Raw genomic sequence first — 23,199 nt, forward strand, 5'->3', positions numbered from 1 at the left:
TATAAATAAGGTATTGCCGCTTCCAAAGGGCAGTACCTTATTTTTGTGCGATGGAGTTATCTTCCTGCTTCCAAAGCTCTTGGCTTTTGTAAACCTGCGGAGAATGGAATCGTTGTCTTTTAAAGATTTTAGAAAAGTATAACGGGTCATTAAAGCCGGTGGAGCGGGCAATCTCCGAAATATTCAGATCGGAATGTTTCATCAGCTCACAGGCTCGGGCGATTCGAATATTCATTAAATATTGCTTGGGAGAAACCATCATATACTTTTTAAAAATCGAACAAAAATAGCTGCGATTAAAACCTAAGCGGTCGGCTAGATCGGAAATTTTAATATCGTGCATATATTGATGCTGAATATACTGCACAGCCTGCAGAACATGTATATTTTCCTTGCTTATATTCGCGAAATGGTTGTTTTCCTTATTGTGTTGTTCCGTTAAGAGAGAAAAGAAAATATATAATAACCCTAAGCTTTTAATATACGGGATGGAAAAGTCGCTGGAAGCTTGAATGATGGATGACATATTCTCCACGAGAAGGCTGTCGTCATCAAAATGAAACAAGCGGTTCGTTTCACTCAGGCCGCATTGCTCCAGGTATTGCAAAGTGTTCATGCCATGGAAGCCCACCCAGTAGCAATGCCAAGGGTCGTCTTCCTCTACTCCGTAGTATACAACTTCTCCCGGATAGATAATAAAGCCGTCACCTTTGTTCACTTCATAGGTTTGGTTTTTGGTTTTAAAAATGCCTTTGCCACGATCAATGTAATGGATCAGAAAATAATCTCTTGCAGCCGGCCCAACGTGATAATGAGGGTGATATTGCTCTTCGCCGCATTCGTATAAGGCAAGATCGACATTGCTTCTGTCATCCGTTTTGTGGGAAGTAAAGGAGTAATTCATCGGCTAACCTCCAACTAGTTACGTATATAATATACACGTTGAATGCCAGATTAAATAGTGACAACTATTATAAAATAACCCCCGGCACCGCTCTCCAAGTAGCGCCGAGGGTTATTCTGCTTACTTCTAAATCACTTGCTTCTCCAAGTTAAAATTCCCGCATTCATGCTGCGGCATGCGCCAATCGCCGCCTCAGGCGTATTGTACTTTTCGCCCCAAGCTACGTAATATCGGAACTCGTAGAAGCCGCCCAAAGTAGCGGGAAAGTTTGTTTCCCAATAGTTGTTCATCGCCCATGCATAGAGATGGCCGGGATCCTGCTGGAGCTTGGCGTCTCCGCTTAGCAGACGGAACCCGTAATCCAATGAGCCTAGCTGGATGAGCGGCGTATCCGGCATGGCGATTGCAACGCCGTTATCCGCGGATACATAAGCGGCGCCTTCACCCAAGCAATAGTAATCTGCCAAGCTGCCCGGCAGCTGGTCTTTGCGAGGACGGGTGAGAGCTTCCATTTTGTCGATCCACAATTGCTCGGTTTCACTCATGACCGGACTTCCGAATGGAAGGGAAATATATAGGTTTTCCGGCGCCCATACGCTGTCTTTGTGCATACGAACAGCTACATCGACTCGCGGCAGGTTGGCGTAAACCGTCATGAGCAGTGAATAATGGGAGCAGCCAGCTACCTCAAATGTCAGCTGGACCGTTGCATAGAGCTCACCTTTGGAGAGCACCTCTGCCTTGGTGAGAACCCCCGTTGAAGTAACCGCGTCCGGCCCTTTACGGTTGCGTCCCATTTTGTTGCGGATCGTATAAACATCGAGCTTGGGAGTGGCGTTGGTCACATCGTATACAGGCGTAAACGGATTGTGATTGCGGTCCTCCCGCAGCATATCCTTGTTGGTCCGTTTATCGATCCAAGCGGTAATGCCGGCGCCTTTAGCCCATTCGATCCTTACGAACGGCGTGTCGATGTACGTCGATGTTACTCTAAAGGCTTGCTCTTCATGCGTCACATCGACATCCATGATGGCATCCGTTGCCACATAATCATTCTGATAGGCGGTTCGAACCGTGTTGTTTTTAACCGGGTGAATCTGAACCGTTCTTTCTTCACCAGCCTGGAGCGTAACGGGGAGGCTCACAATAACGCCGCGCATGACGCGGTCCAGCTGAGCTGCGTACACCTCTCCGCTCTCTTCGTCGCGGACTTCAAAGCCGTCTTTAACGAGGTTGTAATGCCAGCCCTCCATAATCAGCTGTGCAATGCCCTCTTGCGCGTATTCAAACGGATTCGTTAGCTTAAATTTCATCGGACGGTTCGGGGCAAGAAGCGCTTCGCCCTTATGCTCAAGAATGTCGTATAACGCGCGATGCGCCGCCGTGCTGGCATTGGCTGAAAATGCTTCCTTACGCAAGCCCAGCTCTTGCACAAACGGATTCCACGGTTCATAAACCGATGAATGATAACCCCAAGTGTGCTCGGCAAAAAGGGTCAGCTGATATTCCAAGTCCTGCATGGAAGCTTGAGACACGACCTCGTTTTGAGGGTCTAATCTCTTCACCTTTTGGTAAGCGCGCTGCGCTTCGCGATAAACCTGCACATGCTTCGGCGTTGATCCTACGCCATCCGTCCACCAGTCGGGCCAATCTCCGCGGTGTACAGGGATGTCATCGGGGTTCAGCTCGGCATGCAGGCGCACTTCCGCAAAAAACTGGTCCAAGGTAACAGGCACGATTTGCACGCGCTCGCCGTGTTTTTCATTCCATTCAGCTGCGAATTCCATAATTTGCGGGTTCGGCGATCCGTTGTCCGTAGGCAGGCCGGAGAACATGACCGGGGCAAAGCGGAACGCATAACCGTCCTGCTCCAGCCGGTCTACGTACCGGTGAATCCGCGCTTCGGCAATCTCAAACGTAACCCCGCCGCTCGAGGTATCGAATTCGTCTCTTACCATATAGGAGCCGCCGAGTCCCGGGATAAGGCCGAGATCGTTGCCGAACATATAGTGCTCGCCGTTCCACGTCAGCAGCCGCTCGCCGCTCGGCATTTCCCACCAGAAAGGCTGCTGCTTCCGCCACAGCGGGAACATGGAGTGATGCGTATGAATGCAGGTAATTAAATTTTGAACGCCTGCATCCAGCAATACTTGGCCATACCCCCAGCTGAATCCGGTAATGTCGGCGGTCATGGCGCTAGTAACCGGCACGCCGATCGATTCGCCGTAGCGGCGGACGCGGCCGATCATCGATTGCAGCAGCTCTTTGCCGACGAGCTCCGTCATGTTGAGATAGGTGCCGGAAAGCCCGATATCTCCCCGGCGCACGGCCGCTTCGAACTCCTCTTTTTCCAGTTCGCTCGCTTTGGTCAGGAACGTCTCAATCGGCCAAAACGTCTCGCACACCCATTTAAAGCCGCGCCATTCCGGACGGCGGCCTGTTTCGACTTCCCGCAAAATATGCAGCACCTGACGGATGAAATCGACATGGTATTGCTGAATGCGCTCCTGGCGCTCCGTATATCCGATATCGGTATGAGAATGATGAATGGCATATAACTTCCACGGTTGTTTTGTGGTCAAGTTAGTTCTCTCCTTTGTGCGGTGGGCCGCATGATTGGCGTTCTATTGCTGCTCGGATAAACGGAAAAGTCCGATAAACGTAGGCTCCAGCAAATCCTCAGGAATGTGGACGTTCACTTCAAGCTTATTGGACTTCCAGCAGACCCGGAGGGAGGCTCCGAACAAATCATAACAATTCGATATTTGGCCGCCAAACGCGATAATGCCGGGCTGAAAGGCTTGAATGTAAGGGATCATCATCTCAGCCAGCCTCCGTCCGAACTCATCGAACACTTTTTTGCACCGATCATCGCCGCCGATTCTCGCCGCAGCCGCCAGCTCTTTCACATCCATTCCGGGTAAAAGAACGCCGTGCTCCTCCGCCAACCAAAGCAGGCCTCTGCTGGAAAAAGCGTCGTCGACGATTCCGCCCCGGTACGGCTCGTTGTACAGCCAGCCGTTAGCGGGTATGCCGGGCGGAGGCTCGTCCCCGTCCGGATCGATGAAGGCGGAGCCAAGCCCCGTGCCAAGCGTCAATGCGATGAGCCGTTCATTCGGGAAGCTTGCGCCGACTCCGAGAGCAAACATCCGGGCATCGTGGGCGAATCGGATGTCCGCGCTCCGCAGCGCCTCGGCCCAGCCGCCTTCGGATTGCTCCAGGCGCAGCCGCAAAGCTTGTTTGAGGTTACGCCCGTACAGAGCTTCGAATTTTCCTAACCCCTGAATAAGAGAAATTCCATCCTCGTAGTTAAATGGGCCGGGAAACGCCAGTCCGACGGACCACTGCGCTTCCGCCGCAGCCTTTTCGCCAAACTGCTCCGCGCAAAACTGGAAATGCCGCTGAATCATAACGAGCCATTGTTCAACGATCTCATCCTCGCTCCGGTCGGATAAAGCAGGAAGCTGCATCCGGCTTGCCGGGAGCGGAAGCCGGTCGATTACGAGGCAGCTTTTGATAAACGTACCGCCCACATCCAGGGCGATGACAGCTTTAAGCTTCAAGGAAGCTCACATCCCAAGCCTTGGACACGCCGGCTTTAATCAGCTTGCAAGGAGCGCTGCCAAGGTTGATGATTCGGTACTCTCCAAGATCGGCAGGGAGAATATAGGATTCCGCGTATTGGAATTCAACAAACACGGATTCGTCGGCGCAGGAGACGATGCGGACTTTTTCTCCTTCGACCAGGTTGTACATCACAAGCTCATCGTTGGTATGATCCCGCCATTCATCGCTCAGATGGAGGCGGTGAACGTAAAACAGCAGATCGTCACGCTGGCCGAGCACATACTCCTCGTTTTCTCCCTGCGCTTGCAGCAGAACGGGGGAGGGGATCAGATTTTGCTCGACCCATTCCGTTTTTTTGTAAAAATCGATGTTGCCAGCGGCGTGATCGATGTTGATCGGGCGCGGCTTGCCGTCCATTCCTTTGCGCAGGTAATCGTAAATTTTGAACGTGAACCACCAGGTTGTTGAGGAGATTTCCAGCACCAAATTGTTCGTGCCTGCCGCATGGACGGTGCCTGTCGGAATGAGGAACAGATCGCCTTTATTGGCTTCATAAGCATTGACGTAGTCCGTAAACGGGATTGGAACGCCGGTTTGCTGCGCTTCCTGCACCGCGCCGAGGAAGCCTTGCTCCGTGCATGACTCCGTCAGCCCCAAATAAACCGTCGCGCCTTCGTCGCGCTCCATGATGTAATAGGACTCTTGTTGAGGCAAAGGCTCGTTGAACTGGCTGCGAATATATTCTTGTTTCGGGTGAACCTGCAGCGACAGACTGCCGCCGTCCATCGTATCCAAGTAGTCGAAGCGAATCGGGAAATAATCGCCGAACAGTCCTGTGAGCCGATCACCCAGAATGGAGCGATGCTCGTAAAACATGACGATCAGAAACGGAATCTCAATCTGCTGCCCGTCATATTCGACCAGGATAGAGTTCTCTGGTGCAATCGGCTCAAAGCCCCACGCGCAGTTGGCCCAATCCTCGGGCAGATCGGCAAGCTGCTTGAGATATTGGCCGCCCCAGACGCCTGGAGCAAAAAACGGCTTCACGCGCAGCGGAGCGCCCGCAATGCTGGAGATCATCCCGCGCAAAGAGCGAGTCGTCGCTAATACAGGATTGGCCGGCTGATTCATGTCAACGTAGTAATGCACGGATTCCAGAATGGATGCGCGGTAAGGCTCCAGCACCGGCCATTCCACAAATAGCGCAATTTTGTACTTTTCGACCTCGTCGCGATTCCAATTGAAGCCAAAGTTAAGCAGCTGACCTTTGTGCTCCAGCTGCTGCTGCTCGCGCGAAACGTCCAGGAAATAACTGATTTCGCAGCTCTCTTGGGCAAGCCAATAGGAGCCTGGGCCGAAGGTAATGACGACGGCCGGAGCTTCCGCTTGGGCAGCTTGCAGCATGTTGGCATAGTTTTCCCTGGCATCGGGGAGGAAATACGCCTCAATCGCAGCATCGGTAACGTAACCGAAGGCGCGGTTGTCGGTAATGTTGCGGGCGAACTGCTGCCGCAGCTCCTCGCCGGAGCGCAGGAAGCTGCTGCTGCCAAGCACGATCACGCGATGTCCTTGCTGCTCAAGCGCGTCTACGGCCCGGCGGATGACGGATTGGAAGCTGGCTCCATGCGTGCCGTCAATGACGGCGTGGACAGGGTTGCCCTGTCCCGCAAGCTGGAGCAGAGGAGAGGTGATCGCCTCAAACCCGGATTGCAGTCCAGCTGCGGCATACGGCGCCTCGGCGCCGGGATCGATCGGATAAGCACGAACGGGATTAACAGGTCTTTTCTGAAACATGGTTACCCAACTCCTACATGTGTTTGAATACCTTCATTGTAAGAAGACGGGGAATTATAATCTTTAGAAAGACCGTTCTGATTTTTGTACAATTCGGACATGGGGGTTTAGAGGGGGCGGAGACTAATGATTAAGCTATAGAGGCGGGAACCGTGACCTGGGGCTAGCTGCATCCTTACTGGCGAGCGCTCTAACGCAACTCAGAAGCGTTAATTCGCCAAATTTGATCTTTTCGAATGTCTAACGCAACTCAGAAGCGCTATTGCGCCTGGTTACGGGCATTTTGCTGAAAAAAGCCTCAATAAGACGACTCAGTTGCGCTAGATTGCAGAAAGAGGGGGAAATCCTTAAATAAGGCTCCTCAGTTGCGTTGTATTAATCCGGGTTCTGTCTGCCCTCCGAGAACTGGGATTTGCGGAATTTGGCGGGAGCGACTCCAAGCATCTTTGTGAAGACACGGGTAAAATAATGCACGGACTCAAACCCGGAGCGCTCGGCGATGTCCTTGATCGCAATGTCGCTGGTCAGCAGCCATTCCTTAGCTTTTTGCACTCTGCGCTCCTGCACGTAATGCACAAACGTCTGGCCAAGCTGATCGTGAAAAAGCCGCGACAGATGCCGGGCCGATATGCCCAGCTCCTGAGCTACGTGGTCGATTCTCAGAGAGGAGGACAGATTGTCCTCGATATACAGCTTGGAGCGCTTGAGCAGGCGGCGTTCTCCGTTCATCTCGTCCAGTGTTTGTCCGCCTGTTTCCGGCGCGGCGGAAAAGCCTGGCAGAAAGGATAACAGCAGCGACAAGGCCAGATGCCGGACGACATCCTTAGGCACCGTTTGTTTGCCGGAGAGGAAGCCAAACATCGTCTGCCAAATTTTGGCGGATAGGGCCGCGTCACGCGGGTCAGCCATAATGCTGCCTCGCTGGGCAAGGTGCCGGAAGCTGCGGCTGTATGTATCGGAGGATTTTGTCTCGTCCAGCTCAAACGCAACAAAAAACAGATTTAGCCCCTGCTCGCTGCGAATCTGATGCCAAATGCCGGGCCTGGAGCAGAACAAAACGCCGCTGCTCAGCGCATAGTCGGTCTCCCCGTCCGTATATTCTCCGGTTCCTTCATGAACGTAGCAAATTTCGAAAAAAGAATGCCGATGCCGGGAGTTGCTGTAGTGCTCCGGCATGAACCCCCAATAATGAATGCGGAAGGAAACCTCCTCCCCGGCAAGGCTGGACAGATGCTGATTGAGCAAGGCATTGGCCCTTCTAAAATCTTGATCCGGCATCCCGTTTCCCTCCTCGTACAATGATATGGCCGATTCCGTTCAGTCAGGCATGAGGGCCTGTTCGCGCCGCGCCCTTGCGGTATTCGCTTGGAGACATGCCTATTAGCTTGCGGAAAACCTCGCGAAAATGAGCGGTGTCGCGGTAACCGGAGCTTTTGGCGATATACGCCACCTTGTGGTCCGTCCCCGCAAGCATCCGGCAGGCATGCTCAATCCGCCTAAGCTGTACATAATCCGAAAATCCCATGCCCGCTGCCTGCTGAAACAGCCGGATAAAATGCCGGCGGCTTATGCCGGCCTGCTGTGCAAGCTGCTCGGCGGTGAGCGGCTCCGGCGCGTGCCGGTCGATATAATCGAGCATTGCGGCCATAACGGCGCGGCTGTTTCGCCCGGCAGAAGCGTAATCCGCCATAGGCGGCTCCGTCTCCTGCTGCAGCCGCGTAATGCGCACCGCCAGCTCCATGAGCATGGCCAGCATGTTTGTCCGATAGCCCAATCGCTGTTCCTCAAATTCCTTGAGCATGGCTGCGAAAATCGGTCCCAGCTCCATCGTCCGGTCCATTACCGCCGCGAAGCTGCCCGGAACGCCATCAAACAGCGAGAGCGCTTCCCCGTCGTCGCCATACCCTTTTAGCCAATGGTTAAGGCCGCCAAGGAAGTCCGTCCGGATACATAGGTTGTACACGATAAGCCGGTGGTTGTCCGCCGTGCTGCTGGGCCGGAACAGATGCGGAGTCCCGACCGGAAGCAGATAGAGAAGGCCCTTTCCGGTTTTTTCGACGCTCTCTCCAACGTAATGATACCCTTCTCCAGCCATAACATAGGCGATTTCGAAGAAATCATGGTCATGCTCCCGCAGCTCGAAGCCCTCTTTCCAGCGGTTCATGTAGAGCGGAAAATCGCCGTGAAAATGATCCACGCCAACTGAATGATGGATAGGCGCTTTAGCTGCTTTTTTCGGATGCTTTTGCTGCAAAATGTCACCGTTCACCATGTTGGTTGTCACTTCCCCCGGCTTTCTGTTCTGTCCGACTATTATACAATCAAGCGGTAGAAGCGGGAAAGGGGATGCTGTTATGGAACCAAACGTAAAGCTAAAGAAGCCCGAGGGGACTGCAAAACCCGCGGCAACCTGGATCTGGTATCCCGGTGATTTCGAAATTCGTCTGCTGGAGAAAATATCGGTTAAACGCCGGATGCGCGGCGTCATGTACCCGACCACATGGAGAATAGACCGCCATTATTCCAACGTCAGATTCCACTATACGTATGATTTGCCCGAGGCAGAAACAGTCCGCATCACGGCCGAGGGAATGTTCTCGCTGCATCTCGACGGCAGGGATAACATTCGAACGAACGATTCAATCGTAACCCTTCCTGCGGGCCGCCATGACTTGGCCATATGCGTGTATAACGACACCGAGGCTCCGGCTCTGTTTATAGAAGGGGAGAACATTCGGACGGACTCTTCGTGGAAGGTAACCTCATACCAAAGCGACTTCGTAAACGCCGGTGCCTGGACGTTTCACTCGGCGGACAACCGGCCGTCGCAGTTCCGTCTGGCTCTTGAGCCGCAGGAGCCGGTTGCGCGGGAGATTCAGGACGGTCATGAGCTGCTGGACTTCGGCCGGGAAACGTTTGGATTTTTGCGGTTTCACGGAATGAAGGGCGAAGGCAAGGTGCAGATTTATTACGGAGAGTCGATGGCCGAGGCGCTGTCCACCGAGTTTAGCGTTTTAACGGACCGGTTTGAAGCTGCCGCGGGAGCGGCATACGCCGAGGAGGGCGTGTACACGCTAGGAGAAAGCAGAGCTTTCCGTTATGTCTGGATTCATGCTGAGCCCGGCGTAACCTGGGAGCGGGTGTCGATGCTGTACGAGTATGTGCCGCTGGACTACCGGAGCTCGTTCCAATGCTCGGATCCGCAGCTGAACGAGATCTACGATATGTCGCTGTACACGCTGCATTTGAATACGCGGGAATTTTTTATCGACGGCATCAAGCGGGACCGCTGGGTATGGTCCGGGGACGCTTATCAGTCGTTTCTGATGAACTATTACAGCTTTTTCGATCTGGATGTGACACGCCGCACGCTTGCGGCATTGCGCGGTAAAGATCCGCTGACGATGCACATCAACACCATTTTGGACTACTCCTTCTACTGGTTCATTTCGCTGTATGATTATTATCTGTACACTGGCGACTTTGGCTTTGTGCAGCAGTATTATGACCGCGCCGTGAGCCTGATGGAGTTCTGCCTAAAGCAGCGCAACGAGGAAGGTTTGGTCGAGGGCAGACCGCAGGATTGGGTGTTCGTCGACTGGGCGGATCTGGACAACAGCGGAGCCGTCAGCACGGAGCAAATTTTGCTGGCCCGCAGCCTGGAGGCGATGAGCCTGTTCGCTTCGCTGCTCGGCGATGAAGCGGCTTCCGCATCTTATACGGCGCTCGCTGAAGAGATTAAGGAGACGACGCTGCGGCTGTTCTGGGATGAGGAAGAGGGCGGACTGCTGCATCACAGGGTGGATGGAGAGACCAAACCGACACTGACGAAACATGCCGGCATGTTCGCCATGACGTTTGGGTATTTGTCGCCGGAGCAGCGGGAAAGCGTCATCCGCAATGTGCTGCTCAACCCGGATGTGCCGCGCATCCGCACACCGTATATGCGGTTCCATGAGCTGGCCGTGCTGTGCGAGAGCGGAGAGCATGATTTTGTGCGCAAAGAGATCTTATCGTACTGGGGCGGTATGATTAAGCTCGGCGCGACTTCATTCTGGGAAGAGTATGATCCGTCTCTGGCGGATGATGCGCATTACGGGATGTACGGCATGCCGTTTGGCAAAAGCCTTTGCCATGCTTGGGGAGCAAGTCCAGTCTACCTGATCGGAAAATACTTTCTCGGCGTCACTCCGTCGGAGCCGGGCTACGGCAAATACCGGATCGAGCCTAATCTTGGCGGACTCACGCAGATGAAGGGCACGGTGCCAATCGGCGAAGGCGAGGTCACGGTTGAGATGGATTTGGCGTCCATCCGCGTAAAGACGACGTCGGGCACTGGCGTGCTGGCCTTCGTCAGCAGCAGCGAGCCTTCGTGTAATAATGGAGCTGTAACGGCAGTAGGCAAAAATCGCTATGAGCTGATTGTCGAGGCGGGCAAGACGTATACCGTTGCGTATGCGGCGGTTCAAAAAATTGAAGCCAGCGTAAAGGGATAATTCAAAAGTTAGGAGATAAGCCGGGATGGCCAGCAATGGCCCCCGGTTTTTTTGTGATTCAATTCCGTTACACCTTGAACCGCTGAGGCTCTGGAAATTCGCGTAAAACCGAGATTAATCGCGGGCGGAAGCCTGACTTTTGGCGCAGCAGGCAGGTTCTCGCAGGACTTTTAGAGCCGATCTGGAAAAGAATGACTATAGTCCTTTTTGCGCTTTACCACGGTAGCCGATTGTGAGTTAATGGGAAAGTGAAGATTGGAGGAAGATCATGGAATTTACTGAGAAGATTCCCATAACAATCGAGGCTCAATTGAAAGAGCAGCCGCTGTTTTATGCGGCAACGGATTTGATGAATGACGGACAATTCGGCAAACAATGGCTAATATTGACCCGTACGGAAGTAGCGATATGGGCCGAGGATGGAAATTTAACCTCCAGTCTCCCTTTATCGGATATTACCGATGCCCGTGTAGCAGGCGGCGTCGGAGGCGGCACGCTTATTGCAGATACAAAGCGCGGGCCGGTCATCGTGCTGCGGTATACGGCAGCGCTTACATCGATCTTTGGCCATGTCGCCAAGCTGATCGGCGCGCTCGCCAAAGGCGAGGAGCTGCCGACGGCATCGGAGAAGGATTTTCCGCGTCTCTGCCCGAAATGCCGCACGCCGCTGTCGCATGACTCGCTGGCCTGCCCGGTCTGCAAAAACAACGGAAAAGTCCTGCTAAGGATGCTCAGTTATGCCAAGCCTTACCGCAAACAAATGATTGCGGCTGCAATCATGCTCATCCTGACGACCTTGATCGAGCTCATCCCGCCGTACCTGACCAAAAGGCTCGTGGACGATGTGCTCACGCCGAAGGATATGGGCTCAGCACTTCTGTGGATCGTTGTCGGCCTGGCCGCAACGTCTGTTGTACTGACGGGAATGCAGATTGTGCGGGGACTGATCGGAGTATGGATCGGCTCCAAGCTGATGGGCGATCTGCGCCGGGACGTGTACCAGTCCTTGATGCGGCTGTCGCTGTCCTTTTTTGACCGCAGGCAGTCGTCGCAGTTTATCGGAAGGGTCAATAGCGATTCCGAGGCGATGAGGCAGTTTATGACCGATGGTGTCATCTGGGTATCCGGCGAGTTTTTAAGAGTTGTAGCCATAGCCATTATTATGTTCAGTCTCGACTGGAAGCTAACGCTGCTCGCACTGCTGCCGACGCCGCTGATGATTATTATGTCCAGTCTATTATGGCCTAAAATGGGCCGTCTCTGGTACCAGCAGTGGAGGTCGGTCTTCCGGCTCAACTCCATTGTCGGCGATTCCCTGCAGGGCATTCGTGTCGTAAAGGCGTTCGGCCAAGAGTCAGCGGAGACGTCCCGCTATTCGGCTTCCAATCGCGATCTCATTAAGTCTGACATCCGTGTTCAGGGCATATGGCAGGGAGTATTCCCGATTTTCTCCCTGATCGCAGGCGCCGGTACGCTGCTCATCTGGTTTTACGGCGGCCGGAACGTGCTGAACGACGGGATGTCGATCGGTACGCTTATTGCGATGATTACGTATTTGGGCATGCTGCTCGGCCCGCTTCAATGGGTCAGCCAAATGCTGAACTGGGCTTCTCATGCCATATCGGCGGCGGACCGCGTATTTGAAATTATGGATACGCCGGCGGATGTGCCGGACACGGTAAATCCGGCTAACATCGGACGCGTTAAAGGCGATGTCGAGTTCAAGCAGGTTACGTACGGCTACGAAAAACATCATCCCGTGCTTAAAGGCATCAGCCTGAACGTCAAAGCAGGGGAAATGATCGGTCTGGTTGGACATTCGGGCGCCGGGAAATCGACCTTCATTAATATGATCTGCCGTTTCTACGACAGTGACGAAGGTACGATTACGATTGACGGCAACGATATCCGCACGATCAGCCAGAACGATCTACGCCAGCAGATCGGGGTTGTGCTGCAGGAAACATTCTTGTTTGACGGGACTATTGCAGAAAATATCGCCTATTCCAAGCCGGATGCAACGGAGCTGGACGTCATGCGCGCAGCCAAAATCGCCAATGCCCATGACTTTATCGTGCAGCTTCCGGACGGTTATGACACAAGAGTGGGCGAGCGCGGACATAAGCTGTCTGGAGGAGAAAGGCAGCGGGTAGCGATCGCTAGGGCAATCATTCACGATCCTCGAATTCTAATTTTGGACGAAGCGACCGCTTCGGTGGATACGGTAACGGAGCGGCTGATTCAGGAGGCGATTTCGCGTCTTGTAAAGGGCAGGACAACATTTGCTATAGCTCACCGGTTGTCCACGCTGCGCAACGCCGACCGGCTTGTCGTGCTGGATCACGGCAAAATCGTCGAGGTTGGCACACATGAGGAGCTGCTCCAGGCGGAAGGCGCGTATTTCAAGCTGGTTGAGGCTCAGAAGGAATTGTCCCAAATCAAGGGGGTTGAGAGCGCGTGAACGAACTTGAAGTGAAGGAAGTGCAGGAAGAGCAGCCTGCCGAGCTGGCCGAAAAGGACCCGTTCGAAATTCATTTGCTGGAGCCGGAACGGATTTCCTTCAGCCGCAGCTCAGGGGGCGTTTTCCAAGCGGTAATAGAAGGAAAGGCCTATGATGAAATCGTATTGTTCCGCGTCTTTCCGTTTCGATATACGACACAGTTCATTTCCGTGCGCAATCCCAAAAACGAAGAGATTGGCATCGTTCGGGACATCTCTTTGCTGGACCGGGAGAGCCGGACGGAGATCGAAAAGGAGCTGCAGCTGCGGTATTTCCTCCCGATCGTGACGCGAATCGAGTCCGTTAAGCAAAAGGCCGATCTGTGGATTTGGGAGCTGGGGACGAATCTGGGCGATACGCGGATCGTCATGCGCAACCTGCACGAGTTCATGCAGTTTCCGGGGAACAACCGTGTCATCCTGACCGATATGAATGGTAAACGCTGCGAAATCCGCGATTATGAGCAGCTGGACAGCCATAGCAAGCGGCAGCTTCGGGACGTTATGTAGGCTAGGCGGACCGAGGTCCGTTCAAAAGTAATTATCCAACGCAAATGAAGCTTCCAAACCCATCATTAGCGGGAATGGAAGCTTCATCTTTTTAACTCAGGCCATTCTCAAGCGAAGTAATCTTGAGAATGGCCCTCATCTATTTAAAATTCCAGTGAGGCGGAGAGCGGAGCCCAAGATCGAGCCCGGAGAAGCGTCAGCGTTCGCCTTTGACGTCGGATTTCTACCGCTTGAGCGATGTTAATTCAAAGAAATCTGAGGTCAACAGCGATCGGAGGGCCGATCTTGGGCGCAGCGGTCACTATTTCACTGAATCAGCACGCCATTAATTCCCGGCGAGCTGAATTCCAGCCGCTACCGCCCAGCTGCCCAGCGGAACCACCTCGTACTCAACGCCAGCGGCCAGCTTGCCGTTGTTTTGAAGCTCAAACACGCCGGTTGCGCCTTTGCGGGTTTGAACCTTGTATTGAGCGGTGAGCGTCGTGCCGTCGGAGCCTTTCAGCTGAATGGAACGGTAAGCGAACAGCTCGTCGCCAGGGTCTTCGCTCAGCGTAACGTTAAGCACGGAGGAGTCTGCTTTTTCCACGGATGCAATCGTCAGCGGAGCGATGGCTTGCGCCGTGAACGTGTTGTTCTCCAGCACGAACCAGTCCGACGTCACGGTGTACTTCACGCCCGGCTGCAGCGTAGTTCCAGCCGGAAGGCGGAACTTAGGCTCTTGTTTGCCGTCGGTCGACTGGGTGAAGCCCACGTAGCTAACCGTAATCGGCTGCCCGTTCTCAGGAGTGAGCGTTGCTTGGCGCTGTGCAAGGGATGGAATCACCTGCATCGGCTGTCCGTTCACGCGGTTGTTCTCGTCCAGAACAGCTGCATTAGCGCCGCGGCCGCCGGAGTATGCGGAAATCAGGTAGCCGTAATCAATGACGCCGTCCTCACGGAAAGAGTCCACTTCAAACGTGTCAGCCGTTACTTGGCGAACCTCGTTCAGACGGATGGTTTCCGAGCTGGCGGTTACGCTATGCTGGTCTTTGCCTTTGTAGTTCGTCGTGTACACCATGCCTTCCGTCATCGTCTGCACCGGCACAATATAAGTGGAGATGGAGCCGGTTTTGAGGCGCGGCTGGTTGACCAGCTTCAGGTTATTGCTGAAGGCAAAGTTGGCGTTTGCCTTATCGGTAGCTTCGTCCGCCAAAACGAGCGGCGAGGTGAACGTAACTTCCAGCGTAATTTTGTTCAGCGCCTTTATGGACGTGATTTCAGCATTTGCGGAACGGATTGCTTTTTGGGACAGCAGCAGCAGCTGAGCGGTTTCGCCGCGAGTCATCGTTTGGCCGCCGATGCCAAAGCCGTTCATCCAGTATTGAACCGATTTGACGTCGCGCTGCAGCGCTTTTGCGATCATAACAGCAGCATCAGCGGCGGCTGCCGGCTGGTTCGGCTGAAATTGATCGGTGTTTTCGATCAGACCATGCTTAACCGCTGTTTCCACATAAGGCGTGTACCATCTGCTGCGGTTGTTTTTCTCCGTATCGGCTGGCTCCAGCTTCAGCGACAGCACGACCATTTTGAGAAGCTCGGCGTTGCTCACCTGCTTGTCCGCGCGCATTTGTCCATCGGCATATCCGGAAAGGACGAGCTGGTTAACGAGCTGGTTAATCGCTTGCTCGATTTGTTCGGTGAAATTAAGCAGCGGCGCTTGTCCCAAACTGGCGGAAATAGGTTGAGCAGCAGGCTGAGCTGGCGTTTGCGCCTGTGCCTGGCCCGGCAATAATACGGCTCCGCCGATCATCGTGCCTAGCACCGCTACGGCTACCGTTTGTTTGATCTGTTTTTTCATAAGGAATGATTCCTCCCTGTCGTTGTTGTTTCGTCCTTGAATTCATCTTAGACGAGCCAGCTAAACAGAGGGATAAGGAAGTCTAAACAGTTTCTAAACAGACGGATAACAATGTTTAAAGAGCCACCTATACCGTGAACCGGTAGCCAGCGCCCCACACCGTATCGATAAACTGCGGATTGGAAGGGTCTGCTTCGATCTTTTCCCTGATGCGCGATATATGGACGGTTACCGTAGCGATATCTCCATTGGAATCCATTCCCCAGATTCGCTCAAACAGATCGGCGCGGTTGAACACCCGGTTCGGGTTATTCGCCATAAAGAGGAGCACCTCGAATTCCTTGGTCGTAAGCGTCACTTCATTCCCGTGCACAAATACCCGCCGCGACGATTTATCGATCGTAAGCTCCCGAATATGCAGCTGATTGCTTTGTTTGCCGCGGTTATTGCCGGTGAAGCGCTCGTAACGGGAGAGATGCGCTTTCGCTCTTGCAACCAGCTCATTAGGGCTGAACGGTTTGGTGACAAAGTCGTCGGCCCCGAGGCCGAAGCCCCGGATTTTGTCGAGCTCGTCTTTTTTGGCGGATACGATCAGAACCGGAACGTCCAGCTGCTCGCGGATCGCGCGGCAGATGTCAAAGCCGTTCACTCCCGGCAGCTGCAGATCGAGAATAATGAGATCATAGTCGCCGCTCAGCGCCTTTTTCAGGCCTTCGTGGCCATCGGGACAAATATCCGCCTGATAGTCATGCAGCAGAAAATAATCCTTTTCAAGCTCTGCAATCAACGGGTCATCTTCAATAATTAATATGCGCTTCATCTCTTATCACCGACGATCTTCATATAATTTGAGGGTAAAATAAACGCTTAATCCGCTGCCGGGCTTGCTTTCCGCCCAGATTGAACCGCCGTGGCCTTCGATGATTTGCTTGGCGATGGCCAGCCCGAGCCCGCTGCCGCTTACGATAGCTTGGCTGCGGGAAGGCTCCTCGCGGTAAAACCGCTCGAATATTTGAGACAGGGAGGACTCTTCAAGGCCGGGGCCGTTGTCTGCAACGATCACGACGGCCTGCTTATCTGTTCTTTGAATCGTGATGTTCAGCCGTTTCGGAGGCTGATTCATATACTTTAACGAATTGTCGAGCAGGTTCATGACAACCCGCTTCAGCTTTTCGGCATCGGCAAGCACGAACAGCGGCCCTCCCAGCTCTTCCTCCCAGGTTACTTCCACAGCATTATTTTCAAACTCAATCGCCAGCTCGTCCGCAATCCGGTGCAAAAACGGACTCAGCTCGAGCCGGATGAAGGAATAAGGCTCCTTGTTCAAGTCGAGCTTGGAATAATATAGAAGCTCCTGCACTAGCCGCTCCATATCGGACGCCCTTGTATGAATCGCCGCAACGTAACGGTCCAGCTTTTCGGGAGTATTCGTAACGCCGTCCCGAATTCCCTCCGCGTACCCTTTAATCGTTGTGATCGGGGTTCGCAAATCATGGGAAATATTCGACAGCAGCTGCTTGCGGTTGTCCTCGTACCGGAGCTGCAGCTGGATGGAATCGTAAAGCTTTTGGCGCATCTGATCAAAGGTTTGGACAAGCTGCCCGACCTCATCGCGCGAAGACGACTGCAGCTGGAAGGTCAAATCACCGTCCTTGATCAGCTCGGCGGACTGCCTCAGCCGGTCAAGCGGCTGAATGATTTTACGGGTGACGTAACGGTAGAGCAGCCAGCCGGTAAGCAGCAGAATGGCGGCGAACAGCCCGATTAGCAGCGGAAGCATCTGGCGGACAACCTGGGCAAACGGACTTCTTTCATGGAAGACATAAATGCTGCCGCGTTCCCCCGTTTCCGGCGAGAAATAAAAATCAAACTTGGCATAGGAGAAAAAACGGGTTCCTTTGTTCATCGTATTTCGGATCGAATTATTGCCCATTTCGTAAGCCGGCAAAATCGTGGACAGATCCAACCCGTTGAGCGACGCTGCGGAGTAGATGACGGAGTTGTCCTCCCTAACGATGAGACCGGCCTGCACCATTTTCAGCCGGGTATCAAATTCCTGGAGCAGCGTCTGATCCTTTAGCTGCCCGGGATCGTTTTTTGCGATGTATTTAAGGTCAAGGAACAGATTCTCTTCTTCCTCCGATAACGGGTTCAGGGAGTAATGAATGTTATAAAAGCTGTTGAAGCTCCGAACATCGCCCGTTACGGCAATCGACAGCAAGTACGCCGCAAGAACGAACAAAATGACCGAAACGACGACAACGGAGGTGAAGGACAGCAGCAGCCTAAAGCGGATCGACATCGTATTCCTCCTTTCACAGTTTGAGCGAGCGACTATATTTTATTTGTTAGGATGGGGTCTCAGCGCTTTATTCATGCAGCGTTCATGGTACCATGAAGCGGATGAGGAAAAAAGTGCCGGGCATTCCGTTATTGACGTGAATGAATCGCTATGATAAACAAATGATAGCGCTTACTTTGTGGTTATACGGCATCTTAAAGCTCCTTGAGTGTAAATCGAAGCGGGAAGGAAGCGGATGCGAATGCCTACCGGAACTTATGCGGTTGATGTGGAGGCACCCCTTGAACAAGTATGGAGGTTTTTGAAGGATCCTGCCAACTGGGAGCCGCTGATGACCGGATATATTGGACATGAGATTATAAACGAGCGTGAATCAACCTGGACCTTCAAAGGTGACCTCGGCATCACGACAAAGCTGATTAAACTGCAGGTCAACATTAAGGAGCTTGCCGAGCCTTCAAAAATTGCGTTTCAGCTGAGCGGCCTGTCCGATCCGGTTGAAGGAGCGGGTCGTTTTGAAGCGGTGTCTCTGGGGGAAACCTCAACGCGGCTTACGGGATTTCTAGAAATTCGCGGCCAAGGCTTCATGGCGATGATGATGAACAGTGTGATGAAGGAGTTTGTACCGAAAAACGTTGAATCGCTAACCAAGGCTGTTGCAGATAAACTCTCCGTACCTAAATCTCAATAAACAGCAGAAAAACCGGCCTTAGGGACCGGTTTTTCTCTATTAAAAATCCGAGTCAAGAGCTTCGCTCAAAAGCTACAATCCACTCCCCCTGAACTTGTGCATATCCCTCATCTCCCTCAACGACAAGACCATAGAGCTTTTTCACATCGAGAAACTCCTGCCTCTGCCCGTTTTCCAGTTCCAATGTGACGTAATAATGAGTTCGGGTGGAGCCCCTTGTATGAATCGAGTTGTTAAAATGGCTGCCCGAGCTGCCGGAGACTTCGGTCCGTTTGGAAATGATCGTTGCGTATACCGTATTTACAGGCGAATTGGTGTTTCTCGCCCATTTAACAGCTGAGGCGATAATCATGGCGAAGATAAAAATAAACCCGATTCCAATAATGATGGGTACGATTGTAAACATGATGTTCATTCCATCAGGCGGTCCCAATAACATGTAAAGTCCTCCTCTAACAGTAATAATTAAGATAGTGTACGATTGGAGTATCCATAGGTTACATAAAAAGGAAATTGCCGAGGATATTGCCCAGGAAATAGTACCATTGTTGTTCTGCAGTAAATGTCGAAACCTGTCAACCTGCACATCATTTAAACGCTGGCTCTTGACTCTCACGTAAACGTCATACTTTATTCTAGACCTAGAGGTGAAACACTTGATGTACCGAATCGGCGAACTCGCCAAACAAACGAACTTATCGATCCGGACCTTACGGTATTACGATGAAATTGGCCTTCTCAAACCGGCGCAGGTGGCCGAATCGGGTTACCGCTACTATTCCGAGGCGGAAATTAAACGTCTTCAGCATATATCAGCCTTGAAGGAATTGGGCTTCACGCTTGCCTCTATTAAAGAAATGCTTGGTTCAGGCCCTGGACTTGAAGCGGCCCAGTGGGAGTCCTATCTGCAGATGGAGCTGGCGGCCATCCGCAACGAGCGCAAGCGGCTTGACGAAATGGAGAAACTGCTGCTCAACGCCCGTTATGCTTACGAGATGAAGGGTGAAATTGATCCGGAAGATATTTTCCTGTTCATTCGGGCGCTGAATGTGACACCCGAGATGAGAGACCGGTTTTTGACCCGCAATTTTACCGAGCAGGAGAGCGAGATTATAAAGGGACTGCCGGATTTGGGCGATAATGACGAGCGGAATCTCGCTTGGGCGAAGCTGATTCGGCAGATCAGAGAGCGGCTTCATGAGCCGCCGGAGTCCCCGGAATCGCAGCAGCTGGCCGGAGAAATTCTGGAGCTGGCGATGGAGTGGTTCGGCCATGACGAGCAGCTTATTGAGAAATATTGGGACAATATCAGACCTGAGCAGGGTGAGGAAGCCCGAGTTTATGGCATGGATACAGATGTTATGGATTATATAGACCGGATGATCGATTGGTACTTGCAGCATTCTGGAGAGGATGAGCTTAACAATGGAGGAAAAGAAAGCAATTAGCGACCAGCGGGCTTGGCTGTATGTAGTTATTGGAGGCATGCTTGAGATCGTGTGGGCGAGCGGCTTTAAATACGAGTCGATCAACGGGGCGATCGTCCTGATCTCGCTTCTTGTCAGCTTTGATCTGATTATTCGGGCAACCAAGGTGCTTCCGGTTGGCACCGTTTATGCGGTATTTGCCGGAATGGGAACGATTGGCACAACAGCGGTTGATGCTGTCGTATCGGGGGGCGGAATTTCGCCGCTGCGAATCGGATTTATTTTGCTGCTTCTTGCCTGCATGATCGGATTAAAACTGACAGCGAAGGGAGGGGGCGCGAAATGAACTGGCTGCTGCTTATATTGGCGGGACTGTTGGAGGTTGTCGGCGTCATCGGAATTAAAAGAGTGGCGGAAAAAAACAACTGGCCAAACAATCTGCTGTTAATCGGTGGATTTGTCATCAGCTTTCAGCTGCTCATTCAGGCCATGACGACCATCCCTCTGTCGACCGCCTACGCCGTTTGGACTGGCATCGGCACGGTCGGCGCGGCTATTGTCGGAATGATCTTTTTTAAGGAGTCGAAGTCCTGGTTGCGGATAGGCTGCATTCTGGGCATTATTTTTGCGGTGGTCGGATTGAAGCTGTCGACTTAAACGCTTTTTACGACCATCGGAGCATTTTGCAGAAAGCCGAGCTTTCTGCAAAATGCTTTTTTTTTTAATAAGGCCCATTGACAATTTTATATAATGTCATTATGATAATATACAAATGACAGTATAGAAACAGGAGGCCACAACATGATCAAGCTTAACGGCGAAAAGCTGAACTTCGGCGCTTACCCGAATGGTGAAACGTTAGCGGATGGCGAGCAGATGCTGCAGTTGGCGGGCTTGGGCAAGCAGGAGCCGGTACAGCTGGCTCTACACTATGATCAGGACGGCGATTTCATGCAGCTGATGTTCGCTAAAGGATATCTGGCAGACCATGGATTTGAGGCGGAGCTTACGATTGCTTACATGCCTTACAGCAGGATGGACCGCGTAGTGGGAAGCTCGGTGTTTACACTCAAGTATGCGGCTGCCTTCCTGAATTCGTTGAATTTTCGCAGCGTAACGGTTGTTGAGCCGCATTCTCCTGTAACGCTGGAGCTTTTGGAGCGCAGCCGCGCTGTCTATCCTACGCTGGAGCTGCTGGACGAAGTGATGCAAGACATACAGTTCCAGACGGACTCGGATGTGCTGTTTTTCCCGGATGCTGGCGCACAGCTGCGTTATGGAGAGCTCAGCGGGCTTCGCCAGCTGGTCGGCAAAAAAGCCCGCGATTTCCAAAGCGGCCAAATAAGCAAGCTTGAGGTTGAGGGCGGAGACAGCTTGCCTTTAAAACAGGGGTTTAGCGCCATCATTGTTGACGATCTCTGCTCGTACGGCGGCACGTTCCTGCTAAGCGCGGAACGGCTGAAGGAGCTGGGAGCCGGGCCGATTTATCTGCTCGTCGCGCATTGCGAGCGGTCAATTTTTAAAGGAAAGCTGCTGCAATCGGGTCTGATTAAGCGAGTGTATGCAACGGACAGTATGCTGAGCGAGGCCGATGTGGAAGCAGGACGCCAAGCGGACGTACAAACGGAATTTAACCTTTATCCCATTGGAGGAATGAAACATGACTAACTACACTTATCCGGCAACACTGCTGTGCGATTTTTATAAAGTCAGCCACAAAAATCAATACCCTAAAGGAACAGAGCTTGTCTATTCGACATGGACGGCGCGTGAAAGCAGACTAAGCAACGTGAAACATGTCGTAGCGTTCGGTTTCCAGGCGTTCATCAAGGAATATTTAATCCGTTACTTCAACGAGCATTTTTTTGGCAGAACGAAAGAAGAGGTCGTGGAGGAGTACCAGAGAGTGATCCGTTATGCGCTTGGTGTTGCGGAGCCGGATGCCTCGCATATTGCCGAGCTGCATGAATTGGGCTATTTGCCGGTGCGGATTAAGGCGGTTCGTGAAGGAGCTCTAGTGCCGATACGCGTGCCGATGCTGACAATTGAGAACACAAAGCCGGAGTTTTTCTGGCTGACCAATTATTTGGAAACGCTGATGTCGTGCCAGCTGTGGATGCCGGCGACCAGCGCAACGATTGCTTTTGAATATCGCAAACTGCTGGAGGACTTTGCACTGCGGACGAACGGAGACGCGGCCGGCGTGCCGTTCCAGGGACATGATTTCTCGATGCGCGGCATGGCCTCGCTGGAGGCGGCCAAAGGAAGCGGCGCGGGACATCTGCTGTCGTTCACAGGCACGGACACGATTCCGGCCATTCTGTATCTGGAGGATTATTACGGAGCGAATATGGAACGCGAGCTGATCGGCGCTTCGATTCCGGCAACGGAGCATAGCGTTATGTGCGCGCATGGCCGCGACGAGCTGAGCTCGTACCGCTATTTGATCCAGGAAGTATATCCGGAAGGATTTGTGTCGATCGTATCGGATACATGGGATTTGTGGAAGGTGCTGGACGAGGTCATTCGCGGGCTGAAGGAAGAGATTATGGGCCGCAACGGCAAGGTTGTCATCCGCCCCGACAGCGGAGATCCCGTCCGCATTCTTTGCGGCGATCCCGATGCAGATAGCGAGCATGCGCGCAAAGGCGTTATCGAGCTGCTGTGGGATATTTTTGGAGGGACGGTAACGGAGCGCGGCTTTAAACAGCTCGATTCGCATATTGGCGCCATCTACGGCGATGCCATTACGCTGGACCGCTGCCGTGACATCTGCGAGCGGCTGGCCGCCAAGGGATTTGCCTCGACCAATATGGTTTACGGCATCGGCTCGTTTACCTATCAATACAACACGCGGGACACGTTTGGTTTTGCGCTGAAATCGACTTATGCGGTTGTGGACGGGGAAGAGCGCAAAATCTACAAGGATCCCGCAACGGACCAAAATAAAGTCAAAAAATCGCAAACGGGCCTGGTCTGTGTGGTCGAGCAGGATGGCGAATTGACGTACATCGACAACCTGGGCAAAGAAGACTACACTCTTCATAAAGAGGCAGACCTGCTGGAGGAAGTATTCGTAGACGGCAGAATGGTTCGCGAGCTGACTTTAGGCGAAATTCGCGCAGAGCTGCTTGAGCAGCTGCCCACGGCAGGCGTTTAATCCGGTCAGGAG

Annotated in this window: 19 protein-coding genes; 9 read left to right on the forward strand and 10 right to left on the reverse strand. The window is 52.9% G+C overall.

Going from position 1 to position 23,199, the window contains the following annotated elements; translation table 11 throughout:
• Positions 1–37: 37 nt before the first annotated feature.
• The 6 genes from M3223_RS18560 to M3223_RS18585 form a co-directional block, all read right to left on the reverse strand.
• Positions 38–904 (reverse strand): AraC family transcriptional regulator, encoded by an 867-nt coding sequence (locus M3223_RS18560; protein ID WP_251564314.1) that lies wholly within the window; start codon positions 902–904, stop codon positions 38–40.
• 131 nt (positions 905–1,035) lie between these two features.
• A complete protein-coding gene (locus M3223_RS18565; protein ID WP_251564316.1) occupies positions 1,036–3,486 on the reverse strand; it encodes a glycoside hydrolase in 2,451 nt (816 codons plus the stop codon).
• Positions 3,487–3,528: 42 nt separating this feature from the next.
• Positions 3,529–4,467 (reverse strand): ROK family protein, encoded by a 939-nt coding sequence (locus M3223_RS18570; protein WP_251564318.1) that lies wholly within the window; start codon positions 4,465–4,467, stop codon positions 3,529–3,531.
• A complete protein-coding gene (locus M3223_RS18575; protein WP_251564320.1) occupies positions 4,457–6,265 on the reverse strand; it encodes a class I mannose-6-phosphate isomerase in 1,809 nt (602 codons plus the stop codon). The genes M3223_RS18570 and M3223_RS18575 overlap by 11 nt, the downstream gene beginning before the upstream one ends.
• A gap of 375 nt (positions 6,266–6,640) precedes the next feature.
• The gene (locus M3223_RS18580) at positions 6,641–7,543 is read right to left on the reverse strand and encodes an AraC family transcriptional regulator (protein WP_251564322.1); all 903 of its coding nucleotides are present in this window, start codon (positions 7,541–7,543) and stop codon (positions 6,641–6,643) included.
• A 43-nt stretch (positions 7,544–7,586) separates the two neighbouring features.
• Positions 7,587–8,549: a helix-turn-helix domain-containing protein gene (locus M3223_RS18585; protein ID WP_251564325.1), complete on the reverse strand. Its 963-nt coding sequence runs from the start codon at positions 8,547–8,549 to the stop codon at positions 7,587–7,589.
• Positions 8,550–8,619: 70 nt separating this feature from the next.
• On the opposite strand from M3223_RS18585, the gene M3223_RS18590 reads away from it, so the two are divergent.
• The 3 genes from M3223_RS18590 to M3223_RS18600 all read left to right on the forward strand — a co-directional run bounded on the left by M3223_RS18590 (position 8,620) and on the right by M3223_RS18600 (position 13,770).
• Positions 8,620–10,761, forward strand: a complete 2,142-nt coding sequence (locus M3223_RS18590; protein ID WP_251564327.1) for an alpha-rhamnosidase — start codon at positions 8,620–8,622, stop codon at positions 10,759–10,761.
• A gap of 268 nt (positions 10,762–11,029) precedes the next feature.
• Positions 11,030–13,222 (forward strand): ABC transporter ATP-binding protein, encoded by a 2,193-nt coding sequence (locus M3223_RS18595; protein ID WP_251564329.1) that lies wholly within the window; start codon positions 11,030–11,032, stop codon positions 13,220–13,222.
• Positions 13,219–13,770, forward strand: coding sequence for a DUF1854 domain-containing protein (locus tag M3223_RS18600; RefSeq protein WP_251564330.1), 552 nt, complete (start codon positions 13,219–13,221; stop codon positions 13,768–13,770). The genes M3223_RS18595 and M3223_RS18600 overlap by 4 nt, the downstream gene beginning before the upstream one ends.
• A gap of 325 nt (positions 13,771–14,095) precedes the next feature.
• Here the strand turns inward: M3223_RS18600 and M3223_RS18605 are convergent, their stop codons facing one another.
• The 3 genes from M3223_RS18605 to M3223_RS18615 form a co-directional block, all read right to left on the reverse strand.
• Positions 14,096–15,607: an S-layer homology domain-containing protein gene (locus tag M3223_RS18605; RefSeq protein WP_251564332.1), complete on the reverse strand. Its 1,512-nt coding sequence runs from the start codon at positions 15,605–15,607 to the stop codon at positions 14,096–14,098.
• Positions 15,608–15,734: 127 nt separating this feature from the next.
• Positions 15,735–16,427 carry a response regulator transcription factor gene (locus M3223_RS18610; RefSeq protein ID WP_251564334.1) on the reverse strand — a complete coding sequence of 231 codons (693 nt, stop codon included), beginning with the start codon at positions 16,425–16,427 and terminating at the stop codon, positions 15,735–15,737.
• A 6-nt stretch (positions 16,428–16,433) separates the two neighbouring features.
• Positions 16,434–17,909, reverse strand: a complete 1,476-nt coding sequence (locus M3223_RS18615) for a sensor histidine kinase (protein WP_251564336.1) — start codon at positions 17,907–17,909, stop codon at positions 16,434–16,436.
• Positions 17,910–18,150: 241 nt separating this feature from the next.
• Here M3223_RS18615 and M3223_RS18620 point away from each other — a divergent pair, with 241 nt between their 5' ends.
• Positions 18,151–18,600 (forward strand): CoxG family protein, encoded by a 450-nt coding sequence (locus tag M3223_RS18620; RefSeq protein WP_251564338.1) that lies wholly within the window; start codon positions 18,151–18,153, stop codon positions 18,598–18,600.
• A gap of 52 nt (positions 18,601–18,652) precedes the next feature.
• Here M3223_RS18620 and M3223_RS18625 read toward each other — a convergent pair whose 3' ends face one another.
• Positions 18,653–19,039, reverse strand: coding sequence for a DUF2500 domain-containing protein (locus M3223_RS18625; RefSeq protein WP_251564340.1), 387 nt, complete (start codon positions 19,037–19,039; stop codon positions 18,653–18,655).
• 220 nt (positions 19,040–19,259) lie between these two features.
• Here M3223_RS18625 and M3223_RS18630 point away from each other — a divergent pair, with 220 nt between their 5' ends.
• The 5 genes from M3223_RS18630 (at position 19,260) to M3223_RS18650 (ending at position 23,187) form a co-directional block, all read left to right on the forward strand.
• Complete coding sequence (locus tag M3223_RS18630; protein WP_251564342.1) at positions 19,260–20,048, forward strand: MerR family transcriptional regulator; 789 nt, start codon at positions 19,260–19,262, stop codon at positions 20,046–20,048.
• Complete coding sequence (locus tag M3223_RS18635) at positions 20,026–20,373, forward strand: DMT family transporter (protein WP_251564344.1); 348 nt, start codon at positions 20,026–20,028, stop codon at positions 20,371–20,373. Before M3223_RS18630 ends, M3223_RS18635 begins: the two co-directional genes overlap by 23 nt.
• Positions 20,370–20,684, forward strand: a complete 315-nt coding sequence (locus M3223_RS18640; protein ID WP_251564346.1) for a DMT family transporter — start codon at positions 20,370–20,372, stop codon at positions 20,682–20,684. The genes M3223_RS18635 and M3223_RS18640 overlap by 4 nt, the downstream gene beginning before the upstream one ends.
• A gap of 144 nt (positions 20,685–20,828) precedes the next feature.
• Positions 20,829–21,695 carry a ribose-phosphate pyrophosphokinase gene (locus M3223_RS18645; protein WP_251564348.1) on the forward strand — a complete coding sequence of 289 codons (867 nt, stop codon included), beginning with the start codon at positions 20,829–20,831 and terminating at the stop codon, positions 21,693–21,695.
• Positions 21,688–23,187, forward strand: a complete 1,500-nt coding sequence (locus M3223_RS18650; RefSeq protein ID WP_251564350.1) for a nicotinate phosphoribosyltransferase — start codon at positions 21,688–21,690, stop codon at positions 23,185–23,187. Before M3223_RS18645 ends, M3223_RS18650 begins: the two co-directional genes overlap by 8 nt.
• Positions 23,188–23,199: the final 12 nt, after the last annotated feature.

This window comes from Paenibacillus pasadenensis, assembly GCF_023715725.1.
GTDB classification, from domain to species: domain Bacteria; phylum Bacillota; class Bacilli; order Paenibacillales; family Paenibacillaceae; genus Paenibacillus_O; species Paenibacillus_O pasadenensis_A.

Bases quoted from the DNA above. Each gene is read 5' to 3' on its own strand.
- M3223_RS18615 (WP_251564336.1), bottom strand. From the start codon at position 17,909: ATGTCGATCCGCTTTAGGCTGCTGCTGTCCTTCACCTCCGTTGTCGTC.
- M3223_RS18560 (WP_251564314.1), bottom strand. From the start codon at position 904: ATGAATTACTCCTTTACTTCCCACAAAACGGATGACAGAAGCAATGTC.
- M3223_RS18630 (WP_251564342.1), top strand. From the start codon at position 19,260: ATGTACCGAATCGGCGAACTCGCCAAACAAACGAACTTATCGATCCGG.
- M3223_RS18650 (WP_251564350.1), top strand. From the start codon at position 21,688: ATGACTAACTACACTTATCCGGCAACACTGCTGTGCGATTTTTATAAA.
- M3223_RS18645 (WP_251564348.1), top strand. From the start codon at position 20,829: ATGATCAAGCTTAACGGCGAAAAGCTGAACTTCGGCGCTTACCCGAAT.
- M3223_RS18590 (WP_251564327.1), top strand. From the start codon at position 8,620: ATGGAACCAAACGTAAAGCTAAAGAAGCCCGAGGGGACTGCAAAACCC.
- M3223_RS18640 (WP_251564346.1), top strand. From the start codon at position 20,370: ATGAACTGGCTGCTGCTTATATTGGCGGGACTGTTGGAGGTTGTCGGC.
- M3223_RS18595 (WP_251564329.1), top strand. From the start codon at position 11,030: ATGGAATTTACTGAGAAGATTCCCATAACAATCGAGGCTCAATTGAAA.
- M3223_RS18620 (WP_251564338.1), top strand. From the start codon at position 18,151: ATGCCTACCGGAACTTATGCGGTTGATGTGGAGGCACCCCTTGAACAA.
- M3223_RS18610 (WP_251564334.1), bottom strand. From the start codon at position 16,427: ATGAAGCGCATATTAATTATTGAAGATGACCCGTTGATTGCAGAGCTT.
- M3223_RS18575 (WP_251564320.1), bottom strand. From the start codon at position 6,265: ATGTTTCAGAAAAGACCTGTTAATCCCGTTCGTGCTTATCCGATCGAT.
- M3223_RS18635 (WP_251564344.1), top strand. From the start codon at position 20,026: ATGGAGGAAAAGAAAGCAATTAGCGACCAGCGGGCTTGGCTGTATGTA.
- M3223_RS18625 (WP_251564340.1), bottom strand. From the start codon at position 19,039: ATGTTATTGGGACCGCCTGATGGAATGAACATCATGTTTACAATCGTA.
- M3223_RS18605 (WP_251564332.1), bottom strand. From the start codon at position 15,607: ATGAAAAAACAGATCAAACAAACGGTAGCCGTAGCGGTGCTAGGCACG.
- M3223_RS18580 (WP_251564322.1), bottom strand. From the start codon at position 7,543: ATGCCGGATCAAGATTTTAGAAGGGCCAATGCCTTGCTCAATCAGCAT.